The 17957-nt window shown below is 46.8% G+C and carries 17 protein-coding genes; 2 read left to right on the forward strand and 15 right to left on the reverse strand.

Features of this window, described 5'->3' with window-relative positions:
• Positions 1-250: 250 nt before the first annotated feature.
• From tuf to rpsL, 4 genes are all read right to left on the reverse strand, one after another.
• On the reverse strand, positions 251-1480 hold the full coding sequence (gene tuf / locus QUA56_RS21710; protein ID WP_333361359.1) for an elongation factor Tu: 1230 nt from the start codon (positions 1478-1480) through the stop codon (positions 251-253).
• Between the two features lie 100 nt (positions 1481-1580).
• Positions 1581-3653, reverse strand: a complete 2073-nt coding sequence (gene fusA, locus QUA56_RS21715) for an elongation factor G (RefSeq protein WP_333361361.1) — start codon at positions 3651-3653, stop codon at positions 1581-1583.
• A 330-nt stretch (positions 3654-3983) separates the two neighbouring features.
• Entirely contained in the window at positions 3984-4454 is a 471-nt protein-coding gene (gene rpsG / locus QUA56_RS21720) for a 30S ribosomal protein S7 (RefSeq protein WP_006632196.1), read from the reverse strand.
• 141 nt (positions 4455-4595) lie between these two features.
• Positions 4596-4976 carry a 30S ribosomal protein S12 gene (gene rpsL, locus QUA56_RS21725; RefSeq protein ID WP_006632197.1) on the reverse strand — a complete coding sequence of 127 codons (381 nt, stop codon included), beginning with the start codon at positions 4974-4976 and terminating at the stop codon, positions 4596-4598.
• A gap of 472 nt (positions 4977-5448) precedes the next feature.
• Between rpsL and QUA56_RS21730 the strand changes: the two genes are divergently transcribed.
• Together QUA56_RS21730 and QUA56_RS21735 are read left to right on the forward strand one after the other, a co-directional pair.
• On the forward strand, positions 5449-5652 hold the full coding sequence (locus tag QUA56_RS21730) for a hypothetical protein (protein ID WP_333361363.1): 204 nt from the start codon (positions 5449-5451) through the stop codon (positions 5650-5652).
• A gap of 206 nt (positions 5653-5858) precedes the next feature.
• Complete coding sequence (locus tag QUA56_RS21735; protein WP_333361365.1) at positions 5859-6710, forward strand: Npun_R2479 family HD domain-containing metalloprotein; 852 nt, start codon at positions 5859-5861, stop codon at positions 6708-6710.
• Positions 6711-7272: 562 nt separating this feature from the next.
• Here the strand turns inward: QUA56_RS21735 and QUA56_RS21740 are convergent.
• From QUA56_RS21740 to QUA56_RS21790, 11 genes are all read right to left on the reverse strand, one after another.
• A complete protein-coding gene (locus QUA56_RS21740; RefSeq protein WP_333361368.1) occupies positions 7273-7788 on the reverse strand; it encodes a transcriptional repressor in 516 nt (171 codons plus the stop codon).
• 76 nt (positions 7789-7864) lie between these two features.
• Positions 7865-8203, reverse strand: a complete 339-nt coding sequence (locus QUA56_RS21745; protein ID WP_333361370.1) for a hypothetical protein — start codon at positions 8201-8203, stop codon at positions 7865-7867.
• A gap of 107 nt (positions 8204-8310) precedes the next feature.
• Positions 8311-9276 carry a chlorophyll a/b binding light-harvesting protein gene (locus QUA56_RS21750; protein ID WP_333361372.1) on the reverse strand — a complete coding sequence of 322 codons (966 nt, stop codon included), beginning with the start codon at positions 9274-9276 and terminating at the stop codon, positions 8311-8313.
• Positions 9277-9384: 108 nt separating this feature from the next.
• Positions 9385-10419: a chlorophyll a/b binding light-harvesting protein gene (locus QUA56_RS21755; RefSeq protein ID WP_333361374.1), complete on the reverse strand. Its 1035-nt coding sequence runs from the start codon at positions 10417-10419 to the stop codon at positions 9385-9387.
• Between the two features lie 137 nt (positions 10420-10556).
• Entirely contained in the window at positions 10557-12047 is a 1491-nt protein-coding gene (locus QUA56_RS21760) for a chlorophyll a/b binding light-harvesting protein (RefSeq protein ID WP_333361376.1), read from the reverse strand.
• Between the two features lie 22 nt (positions 12048-12069).
• Positions 12070-13140, reverse strand: coding sequence for a chlorophyll a/b binding light-harvesting protein (locus QUA56_RS21765; RefSeq protein WP_333361457.1), 1071 nt, complete (start codon positions 13138-13140; stop codon positions 12070-12072).
• 387 nt (positions 13141-13527) lie between these two features.
• Complete coding sequence (locus QUA56_RS21770) at positions 13528-14265, reverse strand: response regulator transcription factor (protein ID WP_333361460.1); 738 nt, start codon at positions 14263-14265, stop codon at positions 13528-13530.
• A 192-nt stretch (positions 14266-14457) separates the two neighbouring features.
• The gene (locus QUA56_RS21775) at positions 14458-14682 is read right to left on the reverse strand and encodes a hypothetical protein (RefSeq protein ID WP_333361378.1); all 225 of its coding nucleotides are present in this window, start codon (positions 14680-14682) and stop codon (positions 14458-14460) included.
• Between the two features lie 417 nt (positions 14683-15099).
• A complete protein-coding gene (locus tag QUA56_RS21780; protein WP_333361380.1) occupies positions 15100-16062 on the reverse strand; it encodes an FTR1 family protein in 963 nt (320 codons plus the stop codon).
• 310 nt (positions 16063-16372) lie between these two features.
• Entirely contained in the window at positions 16373-16807 is a 435-nt protein-coding gene (locus QUA56_RS21785; protein ID WP_172186430.1) for a ferritin-like domain-containing protein, read from the reverse strand.
• A 353-nt stretch (positions 16808-17160) separates the two neighbouring features.
• The gene (locus tag QUA56_RS21790; protein WP_333361382.1) at positions 17161-17502 is read right to left on the reverse strand and encodes a hypothetical protein; all 342 of its coding nucleotides are present in this window, start codon (positions 17500-17502) and stop codon (positions 17161-17163) included.
• Between the last annotated feature and the right edge of the window lie 455 nt (positions 17503-17957).

Here is a 17957-nt window from a genome sequence, read left to right on the forward strand (position 1 = left end):
AGTTATTAGTTATTAGTTATTAGTTATTAGTTATTAGTTATTAGTTATTAGTTATTAGTTATTAGTTATTAGTTATTGAACATTGAATCAATAACCACTAACAACTGACCGCTAACAACTGACAACTGACCGCTAACAACTGACAACTGACCGCTAACAACTGACAACTGACCGCTAACAACTGACTAAATAGCAGAAAAGCCTATTGACATTTGCCGGCTTTTCTGCTATTTAGGCTGTTATCGGAGTCCTACTTGAGGATTTTGGAAACGACGCCGGCGCCGACGGTGCGGCCGCCTTCGCGGATAGCGAAGCGCATTCCTTGTTCGATCGCGATCGGGTGGATCAGTTCAACAGTCATTTTGATCCGGTCACCGGGCATCACCATTTCTGCTTCACTACCGTCATCAGCGGTGAACTGTGCGATCGTGCCGGTCACGTCAGTGGTACGGACGTAGAATTGAGGGCGATAGCCAGAGAAAAAGGGCGTGTGCCGGCCGCCTTCTTCTTTCTTGAGGATGTACACTTCAGATTCAAACTGAGTGTGAGGACTGATGGATTTGGGCTTGGCAATTACCATGCCTCTTTCAATATCCTCCTTTAAAATCCCCCGCAGCAGTAGACCCACGTTGTCGCCGGCTATGCCTTGTTCCAACGACTTCTGGAACATTTCCACACCAGTCACCGTAGTGTTGCGAGTGTCCTTAAGGCCGATCACTTCTACTGTTTCGCCGACTTTGATTGTGCCGCGCTCAATCCGACCAGTGGCAACAGTACCCCGACCTGTAATCGAGAATACGTCTTCTACAGCCATCAAGAAAGGCTTGTCAACTTCGCGTTCTGGGGTGGGGATGTAAGAATCTACTTCTTCCATCAGCTTGTAAATCTTGTCCACCCAAGGATTCTCGCCCTTTTTGGTCTTGGGGTTAGCAATCATCGCTTCGAGAGCTTGCAATCCCGAACCAGTCACGATGGGGATGTCATCACCCGGAAAATCGTAAGAGCTCAGGAGTTCGCGAACTTCGAGTTCGACGAGTTCCAGTAGTTCTGCGTCATCTACCATGTCTTCCTTGTTCAAGAAAACAACCAAGCTGGGAACGCCAACTTGCTTAGCTAGCAGGATGTGTTCGCGAGTTTGAGGCATGGGGCCGTCTGCCGCTGACACTACTAGGATGCCGCCGTCCATTTGAGCTGCACCGGTGATCATGTTTTTCACATAGTCCGCGTGTCCGGGGCAATCTACGTGGGCATAGTGCCTATCTGTGGTTTCGTACTCGACGTGAGCAGTATTAATCGTAATACCCCGTGCTTTTTCTTCAGGCGCGGCGTCGATGTCGGCGTAGTTCTTAGCCTTTGCTTGACCTAGTGCAGAGAGAGTCATCGTAATCGCGGCGGTCAAAGTTGTTTTGCCGTGGTCAACGTGACCGATCGTGCCGATGTTTACGTGGGGTTTATTCCGTTCAAATTTTGCGCGTGCCATTCTCGATTTGTTCCTTGTTTTTTTAGCGATTTTAGACTTGAGATTTTAGATTCTAGATTTTGGATTCAATCCAAAATCCAAAATCTAAAATCTAAAATCATTAGTTCCCTTTGTTCTTAGCGATGATGGCTTCAGCCACATTTCGCGGCACTTCTTCGTAATGGCTGAATTCCATTGTGAAGATGCCTCGACCTTGGGTTTTCGAGCGGATGTCGGTGGCGTAACCAAACATTTCTGCTAGTGGAACTTTTACAGAAACTTTGGCAATCCCCTGATCCGTCTCTTGACCCTCGATCTGACCCCGACGCGAGTTGAGGTCTCCGATGACGTTCCCGATGTAATCTTCGGGAACTTCAACCTCTACTTTCATCATAGGCTCTAGCAGCACGGGCGACGCCTTCATCACTGCTTCTTTGATCGCCATTGAACCGGCGATCTTAAATGCCATTTCTGAGGAATCTACGTCGTGGAAAGACCCGTCTACCATAGTAGCTTTGAGGTCTATCACGGGATATCCTGCTACAATACCTGATTCGCACGCTTCTTTCATCCCTTGTTCTGCCGGGCCGATGTACTCTTTGGGTACAGTGCCGCCGACAATTTTGGAGACAAATTCAAAGCCGGTTCCCACTTCGGTGGGTTCTAGTTCGATCACGACGTGACCGTACTGACCTTTACCGCCGCTTTGGCGGATAAATTTACCTTCGGCGCGGACGGCTTTGCGAATGGTTTCGCGGTAGGCTACTTGCGGCTGACCCACGTTGGCTTCTACTTTGAATTCCCGCAGCATCCTGTCTACCAGAATTTCCAGGTGCAGTTCGCCCATGCCGGCGATGACTGTCTGGTTGGTTTCTGGGTCAACGTTGACTCGGAAGGTGGGGTCTTCTTCCGAGAGCGACTGGAGGGCTTTGGAGAGCTTCTCCATGTCTTGTTTGGTTTTGGGTTCGACAGCCACGGAGATGACTGGCTCTGGAATAAACAGAGATTCCAGAATCACTGGCGCTCCTTCTTCGCAGAGGGTGTCGCCGGTGAAGGTGTCTTTCAAACCCAAGGCTGCTCCCAAGTCTCCGGCTCGGAGTTCCTCAACTTCTATGCGATCGTCAGCTTTGAGGACAATTAAGCGAGAAACCCGCTCTTTTTTGTCCTTGGTGGAGTTGAGGACGTAGGTGCCTTTTTTGAGGATACCCGAGTAAACCCTAACGAAAGTCAGCCTGCCGTAGGGGTCAGCCATGATTTTGAATGCCAGGGCTGACAGGGGCGCGCTGTCGTCTGCAAATCGTTCTGCGGTGTCGCCGTTGGGCAGGAGTCCTTGAATTGGGGGAACTTCCAATGGCGACGGCAGGTAGTCGATCACTGCATCCAACAACAACTGAACGCCTTTGTTTTTGAAGGCAGAACCGCACAGCATGGGGACGATCGTGCCAGAGATCGTGCCTGTTCGCAAAGCTGCACGAATTTCTGCTTCTGTTAACTCTTCGCCTTCGAGGTATTTCTCGGTGAGGGCGTCGCTGGTTTCTGCTACGGATTCGATCAGCTTGGTGCGGTATTCTGCCGCGAGCTCTTTTACTTCATCGGGGATTTCTACTTCCTCGATGTCGGTTCCCGTGTCGTTGTTGTAGATATAGGCTTTCATTTGCACTATGTCTACAATTCCCCGGAAGTTTTCTTCGCTGCCGATCGGGATTTGGATGGGTACGGCGTTCGCTCTCATTCGATCGCGAATTTGGGCGTGGACTTTATAGAAGTTTGCACCCATCCGATCCATTTTGTTGACGAACACAATCCGAGGTACGTGGTACCGATCGGCTTGTCGCCAAACTGTTTCGGATTGCGGCTGCACTCCCCCTACCGAGCAGAACACTGCGATCACTCCGTCGAGCACTCGCATCGAGCGTTCGACTTCGATCGTGAAGTCTACGTGTCCGGGAGTGTCGATGATGTTGATTTTGTAATCTTTCCAACTGGTGGTGATAGCAGCGGCAGTAATCGTAATTCCCCGCTCCCGCTCTTGCTCCATCCAGTCAGTGACTGCTGTTCCCTCGTGCACTTCACCCATTTTGTGAACCATGCCTGAATAGAACAGAATTCTTTCAGTTGTTGTTGTTTTGCCCGCGTCGATGTGGGCTGCGATGCCGATGTTGCGAGTTTTTTCTAGCGGGACGGTACGTGCCACAGCTACCTCCTTAATCTTGTGTTGCTGTTATAATACTATTATACTACACAGTAACCCTATTTTGCACTCCCCAGCGACTTACAAAAGTCTCTGGAGCTTATTGTTACATTTTAATATTTTTTGCAAGATTTGTTTACAAAAATATTAAGGATGCGACATGGAGGATTCAGAGAGTGCGTGAATTTTGATTTTGGGAGTGTTGAGTTTGCTTGCGCGATCGCAACTGCGCCAAGGGAAGCAATCTCAACACTCAAAATTTACACTTGCCAATTTCTCGCCCGATGCTTTTATACCGCACGATCGCGCTCTTCTCCATGCCCGAGTTGGCAATTAGTACCGGTAGTGAGCAAAAGCCTTGTTAGCTTCGGCCATGCGGTGTGTTTCTTCGCGCTTGCGAATGGCACTGCCTGTTTCGTTAGCTGCATCCATCAGTTCGTTGGCTAGCTTGGCGGCCATCGAGCGGCCGGTGCGGGCGCGGGCAAATCTGATCAGCCAGCGTAGAGCGAGGGTGGTACCGCGATCGGAACGCACTTCCATCGGCACTTGGTAGGTGGCGCCACCTACCCGGCGGGCCTTGACTTCGACTAGGGGTGTAGCGTTTTTGACTGCTTTTTCAAACAAGTCTAGCGGTTCGGCCCCTGTCCGTTCTTGGATGGTTTTGAGGGCGTCGTAGACGATGCTGGAGGCCACGGATTTTTTGCCGTGCTGCATGATCCGTCTCACCATCATGCTTACCAACCGGCTGTTGTAGGTTGGATCTGGTGGAACTGGACGTTTTTGAATAACTGTGCGGCGAGACATAGTTCTATTTGGGATTTTTGATTTTGAATGATTGAGTTTGGGGTTTTCAGATCCGCTCTCGATGACGGTCGAGGGTGCGATCGGTCGGCGCGATCGGATTTATGGTTGCTTCCCAACCCCGACGATCGGGCGAGATCCGTGTTATTTTTTCTCTTTAGGACGCTTGGCCCCGTATTTGGAACGACCCTGCTTGCGGTCTTTCACCCCGGCGGTGTCTAATGTACCGCGAATGATGTGGTATCTAACTCCGGGCAAATCTTTTACCCGACCGCCCCGGATCATTACTACCGAGTGTTCTTGCAAGTTGTGACCGATCCCTGGGATGTAGGCTGTCACTTCAAAACCAGAGGTCAGCCGTACCCGAGCCACCTTCCGCAGCGCTGAGTTGGGTTTTTTCGGGGTGGTCGTGTACACTCTGGTGCAAACTCCCCGGCGCTGGGGGCAACTCTTGAGAGCTGGCGATTTGGTTTTTTTCTGCGTTTGTTCCCGTGCTGAACGGATGAGTTGCTGAATAGTGGGCATGAGTTACGGCATTTCTAGCTTTTTGCTGAGTATAGTGATTTAGCGGCATCCGCACTGAAAGTCCCTTCCCCTCTAGGGGGACGGGATGAATGAAAATAATTATGGGTAAGTGAGGATACCAGACTCTATATTGTACACGACGCGACTTTCTTTGGCAAGAAATTTGCACGGCGGGCGATCGAACTTCCTTGCTGCAAGTTGTGAGGGGCGACGGCAACGGGCCAATGGTATGTGACATCATATAATTTAGGCGCAACTATGATTGTCACAAAGATTGTCACAACCGTCAGCAAAATTTATGAGGATGGAAATATCGCGATATTTCGATCGAATCACCATTTTTCGGAGACGCCTATCAAGTCCAGCCGGCGATCGCATCACAGTCTTCGATCACAGTCTTTGGTCGATCGATATCACATAAAGTTATCTAAAATTGCCGGACAATAAGAAATATACATTGAGTTGACCGCAGATGACAACCAAAGCTTATATTCTTGAATATGGAATTTCCGAACTTTACTTGAACATTTGGAAATCCCGTAAGATCGATCGGGCTGTGTTCCACCAAATTCAATACGCAATTAATTCTCATAGTTTAAGAAGTTCAGACGAGCGAAAAATTGTCAGCAGGCTGCTCTATGCAGTACGGCGTGGATGGGTGTCAGTGATGGATTGAGTTGCTTGGGAGTTTAGAGTGCGCGCACGAGATTGCTTCGTGACTCTCCGGGCGTTGCGGCGTCAATGAGTTTTGAGATTGCCACACGAGCGCGAACAACGCACGGGGTGCATGAGTTGTGAGTTAAAATCTCATCCATAACATTAGAGGAATCCAAAATAGATTCACGGCTCTTGAAAAGCAATATTAAGTTAAAAGGATTGGGTATGTTTAATTCTACAGAACTGCTAATCGAGGCTTTCATCGAACAACTTCAGAACGGGTACAGCCGCACTTACGGAGGGTACAAATCAGATTATGCCGACATTATTGCCTGGGTGGGGGCAATGGCATTAGAAAACATCGCCAACAGCGACGCTCTTTATCACAATGTAGAACACGCCATTTGCATTACCTTAGTCGGTCAAGAAATCTTGCGGGGAAAACACATTCGCAAGGGCGGAGTCTCCTGCGAAAACTGGCTGCACTACATCATTTCTCTGCTATGCCAAGACATCGGATATGTCAAAGGAGTTTGCCGGCAAGACAAGGAATCAGAAGGATTGTATGCTACGGGAAAAGATGGCATGAGAATTGCACTTTCTCCCGGTGCAACAGCGGCCAGCCTAGCTCCTTACCGAGTTGACAGAGCAAAACTGTTCATTGACGAGCGCTTCGGCAACCACAAGCTAATTAATGCTGAGATAATTAAACATAACATAGAACAGACTCGTTTCTCGGTGCTTGACGGTAACACTGAGGAGGATGCAGTTAATTACTCTAGTTTAGTTCGAGGTGCTGACTTGATAGGTCAGCTCAGCAACCCGCAGTATTTGCAGAAAATTGGCGCGCTGTTTTACGAGTTGGAAGAAAGCGGTGCTTCTAAAGTTTTGGGATACCGACATCCGGGCGACTTGCTGCAAAGTTACTCTAAGTTTTACTGGAGCGGCATTTATCCTCACATCAGCGAATCTCTAGGTTACTTGCAATTGACGCAGGAAGGCAAACAGATTGTTGCTAGTTTGTACGCGAATGTATTTCGGATGGAACACCAAGGTTGCGATGCGGAGGTTGCTTGATTGCTAAAGCTTATTCTGTATAACTGATACGGTGGCTCCTCGGACAAAGGAGCTTTTTTTTTGCGATGTGTTTTAAGTCAAACAATACTTATATCAAGTCCAGTTAAATAATTATAATTAATTTGGTAAGCTGTTCAGTATTTAAATTGTATGTCAAAAAACAATCAAACTCTTGTGGGGTGGGCGTCCCGCCCGCCCAAAAATACAATTTAAATGCGCGACAGCTTAGTGACTGCGGAATTCCTCAAACTCCTAAAAATCGATCGCAAATAATTTTATTATCCGTAAATAACCGGACTTGATATTACGCATAAAAAATCAATAAATCGGTTTTTTATACAAGGGGGGAGAGCTGTAACGATGTTTTTTCAGAGACAAGACTTACGCACAAAACTCAAGCGTTCCGGTTGTTTTTTACTCTTAGCGCGGGCTGTAACTATGTTTTTTTTATTAAAAAACATAGTTACAGCCCCGGAATATTAAACATAACGGAACCCGACTATGACAGAATTGCTGTACATAGTTTGTAGGTTCGCTTGAGCGCTTAGTTATGTCAATTTAGTCAGCTAATGTTATCTTCCATTTCTGAATGATATCTTGGACACAACCAATTGCTCGGCAACAAAGAAGGCCATCCCTCCCGCAGCGCTTCCAAACAAACAGATCGCACAGTTAATTGACAGTCAAGCAGTTCTACACCAGCTTTTTCAACTTGCTTTTTGCCAATTCTTAAAATTGATTCATCGCTAAATTCAAAGGTTTTGTGACACTGAATGCAAACCAGATGGTGGTGATGGTGCAACTCCGGCAAATTTAGTTCGTAATGTTTGTGTCCTTCTGCTAATTCTAGTTCACGCAAAATCCCAATTCTTGCTAATAAGTGCAGCGTTCGGTAGACAGTAGACAAGCCAATTCGTTCTCCTTGATTCTGCAAAGTCTTGTATAATTCTTCCGCACTTAAATGATGACCTTGCCGCAGATTTTGAAAGACACTCAAAATAGTTTCTCGCTGGGGAGTCAGGCGGCAGCCTCTCTGGTTGAGTTCGACTTTGAGTGAGTTTGCGCTGTATAAATTCATATTCTTGAAGAAATAAAAAAGAAGTAAGAAAGATTTCGTGAAGAAAGAAGAATGGAGTGATTCATCATTAATGGCTTTAGCTACTTATCCCTGTTGGTAAACGTGTAACTGGAGGATTAGTTGTCGGTATTTCTATGTAAGCTTTGTGAAGCTTTGAGCAATGTTGCTGACAAGAATTGGCTAAACAAGTTTTCGGTTCAAAGTCAGTACAGCCGATCGCCTCCTCAGTACAAGCAACGCACGGCCGCACAGTACACTTGAGGCGGTAGTCATTAGTAAAAAACTCGCAATCCGAACACGGAATTTGATGCAGTCGCCGAATTTGATGGACTCCTTCTCGCAGCGCTACTGCAACACTCCACAAAAACAGAACGGTCGCAGTCACGATACAGAAACAGCAAATAAAAACACTCATAGACTAATTTTCTCTCTTGGTACCTACAAATCCAAAACTGATGTAATTTAAGCAAGAAACTTTAACTTTGTTTCTTGCTTATCTTGCTTATCTTGCTTAAATAGCATTCAGCTTATATTAAGGCGGGCGCGACAAGCGTGCCAAATGTGACCGGCAAGCGCTGTGATACCCAAGAAAAATTGTGCATTTGTCAATGCGAGCCGATCGCTCCCGTAGAATTCCACAGGATAAACAGTCGTGTTATATCCCGCAAAAGCACAGGAAACAAAAGCCATAAAAGCCAAACCCCCCAAACTGTAAGCAAGAATAGCATCGGCATTAATAATTAAAAGTCGCTTTGCCCAAGGAAAAGGCTCAACGCGAGTGTGCCACACGCCACCTGCAATTAACATTGCACCAATCCAAATGTGACCACCAATAACATCCTCCAAATTATTAACAGCAGCCATTCCCAGGATTGTCCAGCCGCCGTTAGCAAATCCAAACAGATAGCCAAAAATTGTTGCCGGATTCAAATTAGGATTAGCAATCAGGCGAACATCGCCGATCGCACTATCATAAATACCCCCAAAACTCATCGCTTTCATCACTAGCAAAAAAGCACCCAATCCCAAAACAATTAAGTGACTTCCCAAAATAAATCCCAGCTTCTTAGCGTCATTCCATTCATAGTGAAACAGAGGAGCAATTCCGCCGCCGTTGTGCAAAATCGCAGGGCCGCGAAACACATGAAAAAGACCTCCCGCACCCAACACCGCCGATGCGACTAAATGCAATATGCCGATCGCAAAATAAGGATAAGTATCAATCACCGCACCCCCAGCACCAACACCCCAACCTAAAGTTGCTAAATGCGGCAGTAAAGTCAGGTTTTGCTCGTACATCGGCGTGTCTGGTACAAAGCGAGTAACTTCCGAAATAGTAGTTGATCCCGCCCAAAACATAATCAAACCTGCGTGAGCGACATGAGCACCCAACAACCTACCCGACAATTCAGTTAAGCGGGCGTTACCAAGCCACCACTTAACATTATTTCCATCAGTTCCAAAGTCATTAATGTTAGCAATTGTCACAGCTTTTTACCTTGTAAAATTATAGCTTGGCGGGCAATTTATAACTTGAGTATTGTTGCCCGCCGCAGTCTTTGCAGGAAAAACAAATTTCCTGCAAATTCTCAAGTCTTACGACTCAGTTCCTAACTCATTCAAGGAAGTTTCAACTTGCTTAAAATTGAAGCCGATCGCCCGCAGAGCGTGCCACAGATGACCTTGCAAGCAGAAGAAAGCTAAGAAGAAATGAGCATTTGCCAGCCAGCAGCGGGGAGTGTGAGCGCCCATCGGCAGTTCGATCGTATCTGCAAAATAGGGGCTAACACCCAGCTTGACATCTAGCACAGGCCCGTAGAATTCAACCGGATAAGCCAAGGTATTAACCGCACAGAAATAAGCCGCTGTAAACCCTGCTAAAGCAATACCGCCGAGAGAGTAAGACAGAATAGCTTCCCCAGAGAAACTTAACACTCGCTTTGCCCAAGGAAGAGGCTCTTTGACGATGTGCCAAATGCCACCGAGAATCAGCATAATGCCGACATAAATGTGACCGCCAACTAAATCTTCCAAATTGTCAACACTAGCAAAATGAGTTTGATAGCCGTAGATAACTAACGGATCGAGAGTAGGACTCACAACAGTGCGGACTTCGTGAATTGTCGAGTCGTACAAACCGCCAAAAAACATCGCTTTTGCTACCAGCAGCAGCGCGCCCGCGCCCAGGAAAATCAGGTGGTGTCCTAAGATGAAACCCAGCTTTTTAGGGTCTTCCCATTCAAAGTGGAACTTGGCGGCATGACCTTTAGCATCTTTCAAATTTTTAGGCGCTTTAAAGGTGTGAAATAAAGCACCGGCACCTAAAACAGCAGATGAAATAAGGTGGACAACTCCGACTACAAAATACGGATAAGTATCCACAATGTTGCCGCCAGATCCTACACCTAAACCGAGAGTAGCTAAGTGGGGCAGCAAAATTAACCCCTGTTCGCCCATAGGGATTGCTGGGTTGTAGCGAGACAGTTCAAACAGAGTAAATGCTCCTGCCCAGAAAGTAATTAAAGCTGCTTGAGCGACGTGAGCGGCAATGAAATATCCCGAAAGATTGGCGAAGCGGGCGTTGCCGGCCCACCAGTCATATTTAACGTTGGGATTGTCGTAAGTTTGCATCGTTTTGTATTTCCTTGTTGTCTTGGTCTGGTGTGACAGAAATTGAGCTAAGACTTGAAGAGAAACCGGATTTCTGGAATGTATTAGAGAGCGCCTAGCAGGCAGAAACCCAGTTATTTAGCATTGCGGATTTGAACTCAGTTCACAACACCTCTGAAAATTGCATCAATGCCAGCAAAATTGTCTAGCAGCAAATAGGCAAGGAAGGCTCCGCTAGTACCTCCCATCACCAAACCGCCCCGGAATAAACTCCAATCTTCCGGCGTTTTGTGCCAGTAAAAAACTTTACCTGCTTCGATGTTCCGATTCTCGTAAATGGAGAGGCCCATTGCCAAAATCAAGACTAATGCCAGAGTTGCCAGCAATGCTGCTAGAGGTGCTAAACCTTTTTCTTGTAAAGGCAGCAATACTGCAAAAGCTCCTACCAGGAAATAGCCGTGAGCCAAACTAACTTCTAATCCCCTGACTATGGGAGACAATCCTTTGCGGTAAATCGGCAAATTCCGCAAAAAAGTTACAGTCACATCGGAAAAACTTACTGCTGCTGCGGGTTGAGCTTGAACCCGATCGGACTTTTCAACATTGCGGGCAGTTGCCGTTACAAATTCGCCCGATCGAAAATCAAACCCCGCCGCTTTTGTCCGAACGCGCAGCGCGTGCCAGATGTGACCCGAAAGCGCCAAAATCGCCAAGACAAAGTGAGTTGTTGCCAGCCAAGTCCGCGAAGAAACAACGGCTGCATCTGGACCGGTCAAACCCACAGGGCCGTAGAAAACCTCTGGATAAACCGTGTCATTTACAGTCACGAAGTAGGCTGCCAAAAAGCCCATATAAGCCAGAGCGCCCAAACTGTAAGAAAGGTAAGCTTCCCCAGACCAAAAAAGCACTCGCTGGGCCCAAGCAAAAGGCTTGGTAAAGATATGCCAGAAACCGCCAAGAATGCAGAGCAAGCCAACATAAATGTGACCGCCGACAACATCTTCTAAGTTGTCAACTGCTGCCATTCCTTCCGGGCCGTGTACGGGCAAGAGATAGCTAAAAATGCGGGCGGGATTGAGCGTCGGTTCGCTAATTATCCGCACGTCAGCAACGTGGGGATCGTAAAGACCGCCCCAAAATAAGGCTTTTGCCACCAACAACCAAGCACCAGCACCTAACAGCAATAGGTGAATGCCGATGATGGTTGTCATCTTGTCTTTGTCTTCCCAGTCGTAGCCGAAAGAACCGAAGAAAGTTTTGTTTTGCGGCAATACTTTCGGGCCGAGCAAGGAATGGTAAAGCCCGCCTGCACCGAGAACGGTAGAGCTAATTAGATGCAAAACTCCGATGACGTAGTAGGGATAGGTATCAATAATTTGACCTGCTTTTCCTACTCCAAAACCCAAACTTGCCAAGTGCGGCAGCAGGATTAAACCTTGGTCGTACATCGGCAACTCTGGGTCGAAATTCGAGAGTTCAAACAGGGTCATTGCCCCGGCCCAGAGTACGATCAAACCTGCGTGAGCTACGTGAGCTCCCAAAATTCGCCCTGAAAGGTCAATGAAGCGGGCGTTGCCGGCCCACCAGCCGTACTCTCTTTCTGACTTTTCCGGCTCTGGAATTAAATTCGGATCTGCTATTGCTTGCATTTTTGCTTTCCTCCTGATGCGGTTAACTGGCTGGACTGGCTGCAATTGGGCCGCCCCCTGGCTGGATGTCTTCGCGCATTGGCTGCACGACTTTGCCTTGGCGGAAGTCGAATCCTGCTGCTCGCAGGGCGTGCCAGAAATGTCCTTGCAGGACGAAGAAGGCGAGCCAGAAGTGGGTGTTAGCCAACCAGACGCGGGAGGTCAGCATTCCTTCGCTGTGGAAGTAGGGAAACTGCTCGAAGCCGATTTTGAGGGCCGGCCCGTAGAATTCCTCTGGGTAGACTAGGGTGTTGACCGACACAAAGTAGGTGGCGATGAAGCCCATTAAGGCTAGGGCGCCGAGACTGTAGGAGAGGTAAGCTTCTCCTGACCAGATGAAGAGGCGCTCCGTCCAAGCAAAAGGTTGAGTGCGAATGTGCCACAGGCCGCCGGCAATGCAGAGGATTGCTACCCAAATATGTCCGCCGACAACATCTTCGAGGTTGTCAACGGCGGCGAGCCAGTGTTTGCCACCTGCACCGAACAGGTAGCCGAAAATGACAGCGGGGTTGAGTGTGGGTTCCGAAATTACCCGCACTTGCCCGATCGTGGTATCATATAAACCACCGAAATACATTGCTTTGGCCACCAACAAGAAGGCACCGATACCTAACAAAACTAGGTGGATGCCCAAGATGGTGGTCATTTTGTCTTTGTCTTCCCATCTGTAGCCGAAGAAAGGAGTTCTTTCTTCGAGGGTTTCTGGCCCTTTGAGGGAGTGGAAGATGCCGCCGAAACCGAGAAAGGCTGAGCTGATTAGGTGAATCGCGCCAACGGCGAAGTACGGATAGGTATCGACAATTTTGCCTCCGGCACCGACGCCCAAGCCGAGTCTGGCTAGGTTGGGCAGCAGAATTAAGCCTTGTTCGTACATGGGCAATTCTGGGTTGAAGCGGGAAAACTCAAACAGGGTATAGGCTCCCGCCCAGAGGACGATGAGGCCGGAGTGGGCGACGTGAGCGCCCAGCAAACGACCGGAAAGGTTGGTTAAGCGGGCGTTGCCGGCCCACCAGGGAAAGGATTCTCCTTCGGCTGGGAAGGATTTTTTTGCCATGCTTGTCACGGCGATTTACCTCTTGAGAAAGATGTCAGTTGAGTCTTAAGCTTTTGCGGCTTATTGATATAGATAATCAACAATTTTGGTTGGTTAGTCAAGTCTTTTTGATAATTTTTTTCACTTTTTTTAGTTAAGATATGTAAACCACTCGCCCAAAAGAGCTTAAAGCTAATGTTTTAGGGGGGTTTGAGCGATCGGCTCGCACAAGCTTGATTACTGGTCTAGGTTGAGAGTCAGTAAATATTTATAGATTTATTGATAAAAAATTTTATTAATGTCTAGGGATTGAGTGGCACGGACATTTCAAATCAAAAGCCTGAGAGCAAGTGTTCCCAGGCTTTTTTAGCTAGATTTGTAATTGCTTGTGGCATCGGGCCCGATCGCTCAAGCAGAGGATTTGGTTTCCTCGGCTACTTGCTCGTTGTTGGGCAACTCCAGGCAATAACCCGCCCCGTATACGGTTTTGATGTACCGAGGATGGCGGGGATCGGGTTCCATCTTGGTTCTCAGGTGTCTGATGTGTACGCGAATAGTTTCGATGTCGTCGTCGGGGTCGTAGCCCCAGACTTCTTTGAGAATTTCGCTGGGAGAGACTGTCTGACCGTGGCGCTGGAGCAAGCAGTGCAGTAACTCGAACTCTAGGTGAGTCAGTTTGACTGTCTGAACGTACCAAACAGCTTCAAACCTTTCGGGGACAAGGGTCAGCGGGCCGTAATTCAGGATTTCGGAGTGTTTGGCAGCTTGGGGGATGCGGTCTGTGCGCCTCAGCAAGGCTCGCACTCGCGCCAGCATCTCTTCTAGTTCAAAGGGTTTGGTCAGATAATCGTCGGCGCCGGAGTTGAAGCCTTCTACTTTGTCTTGAGTTTGACTTAAGGCGGTCAACATCAAGACGGGAATGTCGGCTGTGCGATCGTCGCGCCGCAAACGCTGACACACTGTGAATCCGTCTACTCTAGGCAGCATCAGGTCTAGCACGATCAGGTCGGGGAGCATTTGTATGGCTAGTGCCTGACCTTTGATGCCGTCTTCAGCTTGGGTGACTTCGTAGCCAGCCATTTCTAGGTTGACGGCTACGAGTTCGGCGATCGCCGCGTCATCATCAATAACAAGTATCCGAGGCATCATTATTTATCTCACCGCTAACCGAATGGCAGAGCCTACAGCCTTCTGGGGGTTCCAGGTAACTTTAACGAACAATTTTTTAATTTTAAGCTTCATTAAGGATTATAAGGTTGATTAAGAGCTTTTGAGCTATGTAAAAATTGTTGTACTAATTATAAGCGCTAAGGGTGTCTATCATAAAGACTGTTTGCCCTAAATCTTGCCTGGGGTAGATTTTTTGTTGGCGGGCGCGACTTCTCTGTGTTCTGTACTCCTGTAAATATTTTCGACGATCGCCCACTCTACGGCTGGAGATTTATCGAGTTTTTGAGGTTGAGAAAAATTTTGTTTTTTTTGAGGCTTAGCCCTTGCATTTTTGGGGTATTGACTGTATTCTATAATAATAGAAATATAAGTATTTTTTTTTAAAAATGTCAATATTCCCATTATTAAATGCTATCATACAAATATCAATAAGTCAATTCACAAACCCGAAAATTTGGGGCCGATTTTTGAAACTGGGGCAATATTTTTGGGGATCGCGTTAAAAGCAGTGAAATAAGCTGTAATATCAATTCCGGTTGCACCGTCAGGTGATTGTTGACTGTTGACTGTTGACTGTTGACTGTTGACTGTTGACTGTTAACTGTTAAAAATCTCAAATCTCAAATCGGTTGACTGTTGACTGTTAAAAATCTCAAATCTCAAATCTCAAATCGGTTGACTGTTGACGGGCGGGTCGAAAACCTGAATGGTTGAGTGTTAACTGTTGACTCGATTTTATGATTCCGATGCAACCGGAAACGATATAACAATCGCCGTCACAACTACGCCGTCAAAACTACTGAGAAAGATTTACTGAGAAAGAGTTGATTCTGGAGCCGACTGAGTATTTTTGGGGGAAACAGTGGGGCCCCGGCCTAATTTTTGGAAATAAAGACTGCCGACGGTGACTGAGAATATAGCATAACCGATCGCTTGGATGAGATAAAGTCGATCTCTGTATCCAAATAGTGCTTTGAGAAGGACTCCGGGAAATTGCCGATCGGGCAAAACTGCCTCTGCATTCCACACGAGGGGCCCTAAAATACAGGAGTGGAGTTGTGCAGTGCGATCGAAATAAACACAAATAGGTGCATACTTGCTATCCGTTTGCGACAAAATGGCAGCAGCTTGGTCAAAATGTTTGAGTGCAGATACTGCTAAACCCGCTACAATTAGCAGCAACAAAATCCCCATAAACTTGAAAAACAGGCGAATATCAATTTTGACGCCCCACTTGAAGATTAGCGCGCCAACGATCGCAGCCCCAAGCAAACCGCCCAAAGCACCTAAAGCCGGAGTTAAACCTTGTTGAAATTGAGCGCTGACAAATATAACTGTTTCAAAACCTTCGCGAAGTACGGCGATAAAAATTAAGCCGAATACGCCCCAGCCAGCATTAGTATTTTCTTTCAAAGCTGCTGTAACTGCCCCTTCCACTTCAGCTTTGAGAAAGCGCGCTTGCTGAGTCATCCAAATGAGCATCCAGCTTAGCATTACTATGGCAACAATTCCCAGAGAACCTTCGAGCAGTTGCTTAATTACTGGTGCGTAAGGCAGATTTGATGTTGATAGCGCGTAGAGTAACTGATTGAATAATGCACCTACACAAGCGCTAGCAGCAATGCCGGCTGCGATACCTGTATAAACCCAAGAATTGAGGTGACTTTGCTCTGATTTTTTTAAGCAAGCTAGCACAATTCCCACGACTAAAGCGGCTTCAACGCCTTCGCGGAGGGTAATTACAAAAGTTGGGATGGCTTCAGTAAAATTCATTTTTTGATAACTGCTAATTTGTAGTTAGTCCTTAGTCCTTAGCAACTTTTGTTTTAGCGCTGGCAGAATATCAAATTCTTGAACCGCGAAGGCGCGAAGGACGCTAAGGAATAGAAAGAAGAGAAGGAGCGGGTACTTTTAAGGCGGTTCGGGAGTAACTAAGGACTAAGGACTAAGCTGTGGAGCATTTAAACCATTAACGATCCCCAGGTAAGGTGCGTCAGCTAGAACACTTACTATACATGGAAACGCTTATTTACTGACGCACCCTACTATCCTCCTTTAAATGCCGAACAGCTTAATGACTAAATCAACTAAAATCCCGCAGCATTTTTTTTAGTTCTACTTGGTGCAATTCTTCTTGTCCAATCAGACTGCGGGCATATTCTTCCAGATAAACGCTGGAGTTTGTCACTACTTCAAGTAAAGATTTATACTTTTTGAGCGCTTTTTTTTCGTGATTGAGACTTTCTTCCAAAAGGTCTTTTACTGAGTGTTTGTAGGTTTCTTCGATCGTAGCAATTTTTTGGGTGGGATGCCCTTCTAAACCTGTTAAAATTTCTCCGGCTTGTTGGGCGTGGAGTAGGGATTCGGTTGCTTGTGCTTTAAAAAACTGTACGATGGGAATCCGGTTTGGCCCTGTCACCATGAGTGCATAGTGGGTGTAGCGCACGACTCCTGCTAGTTCCCATTCCATGATGGTGCATAGCAGTTCTTGGGTTTTTTTCTCGTCAAGTTCTTTCATTTGTTGTTTTAGATGTAGAATACCCTACAGGGCGCTGCTTATAATATCACATTTAAGTTAAAAAGTAAAATTAAGGCGCACAGTTTGCACATTACCGGATAGGTGTTGTATGTGAGTTACGGGTTAACTTCTAAGGTTCCAGTAAGAGCAAATACTACAGTAAACTTAGCGACTGGTGGTGCACTGCTGCTGTTGCTAGTCTCGGCAGATTTGAGCAGATTTGGCAAAGGAGTTTGTTGGGTGTAATCCTTGGCTGGTTGATTCAGGGGATCGAAGTTGCCGATCGCCCCATCTTGACTTGCACTGACCCTACAGACTAGATTTTGAGTGAAAGTAGGGCTAGTTTGCCAAGTCTAATTTATGCGATCGTAGACTTTGAGAGCTAACTCATCTAGTTTAGCGCGATCGGTAATTTCTGCTGTCTGATTTGTTCGATAGATCGTCTGAACTTCTTGCAGGCCCGCTGATACAGGTGCAGCTTCGACAGTCCGATCTGTAGGGCTACTCGCAATAGCCGTTTCAGAAGACTTATTCGTAAAAGGTGCAACATCAGGAGACTTTTCAGGCAACTTTTTTTGACTCTCAGTAAACATAGCCGGAAGCGCACTGCTACTCGCAATAGCTGATTGGGCCAGCCAATTACCAACAGCATTAGCATCTGCTAGCTTAGCGGGATTTTGCCCCTCAATTGTCAAAGACTTGACGTGAAAATCGCGAAACTTTTCTTTTTGACTAACGCCACATTGCGATGGGATAAGTCACAAAGAAAAGAATCACAACTCCGACGCTAACCCAAACTATTTTGTGCATCTCCCTGGCTGGGAGTGCCTTATTTTGGGTTTCCATTATCAAACCTCACATTACCTAATGTAACGGTAAATAGGGAAAGAGAGGATGCCAGTACATATAGCTCTTCTCAGGTAGATGAGTATGACTGATAATTGGTAATTGGAGTTGTTAGGCACTTACCTCACTTACTGCATAAGCACGATCGGAGGGCTAAAGCCCAACTACGTACCTCACTTACTTGAGAACCGCTATAGCTGTGACGGAAACCAATAACTATATTAATACTAATTCTCAAAACTCATGCAACAATATCGCTCCGGGTGCGTCGCCACCCTTAAATCTTAAATAATATCCACAATTT

The organism is Microcoleus sp. N3A4, from assembly GCF_036701805.1.
In the GTDB taxonomy this organism is placed as follows: domain Bacteria; phylum Cyanobacteriota; class Cyanobacteriia; order Cyanobacteriales; family Microcoleaceae; genus Microcoleus.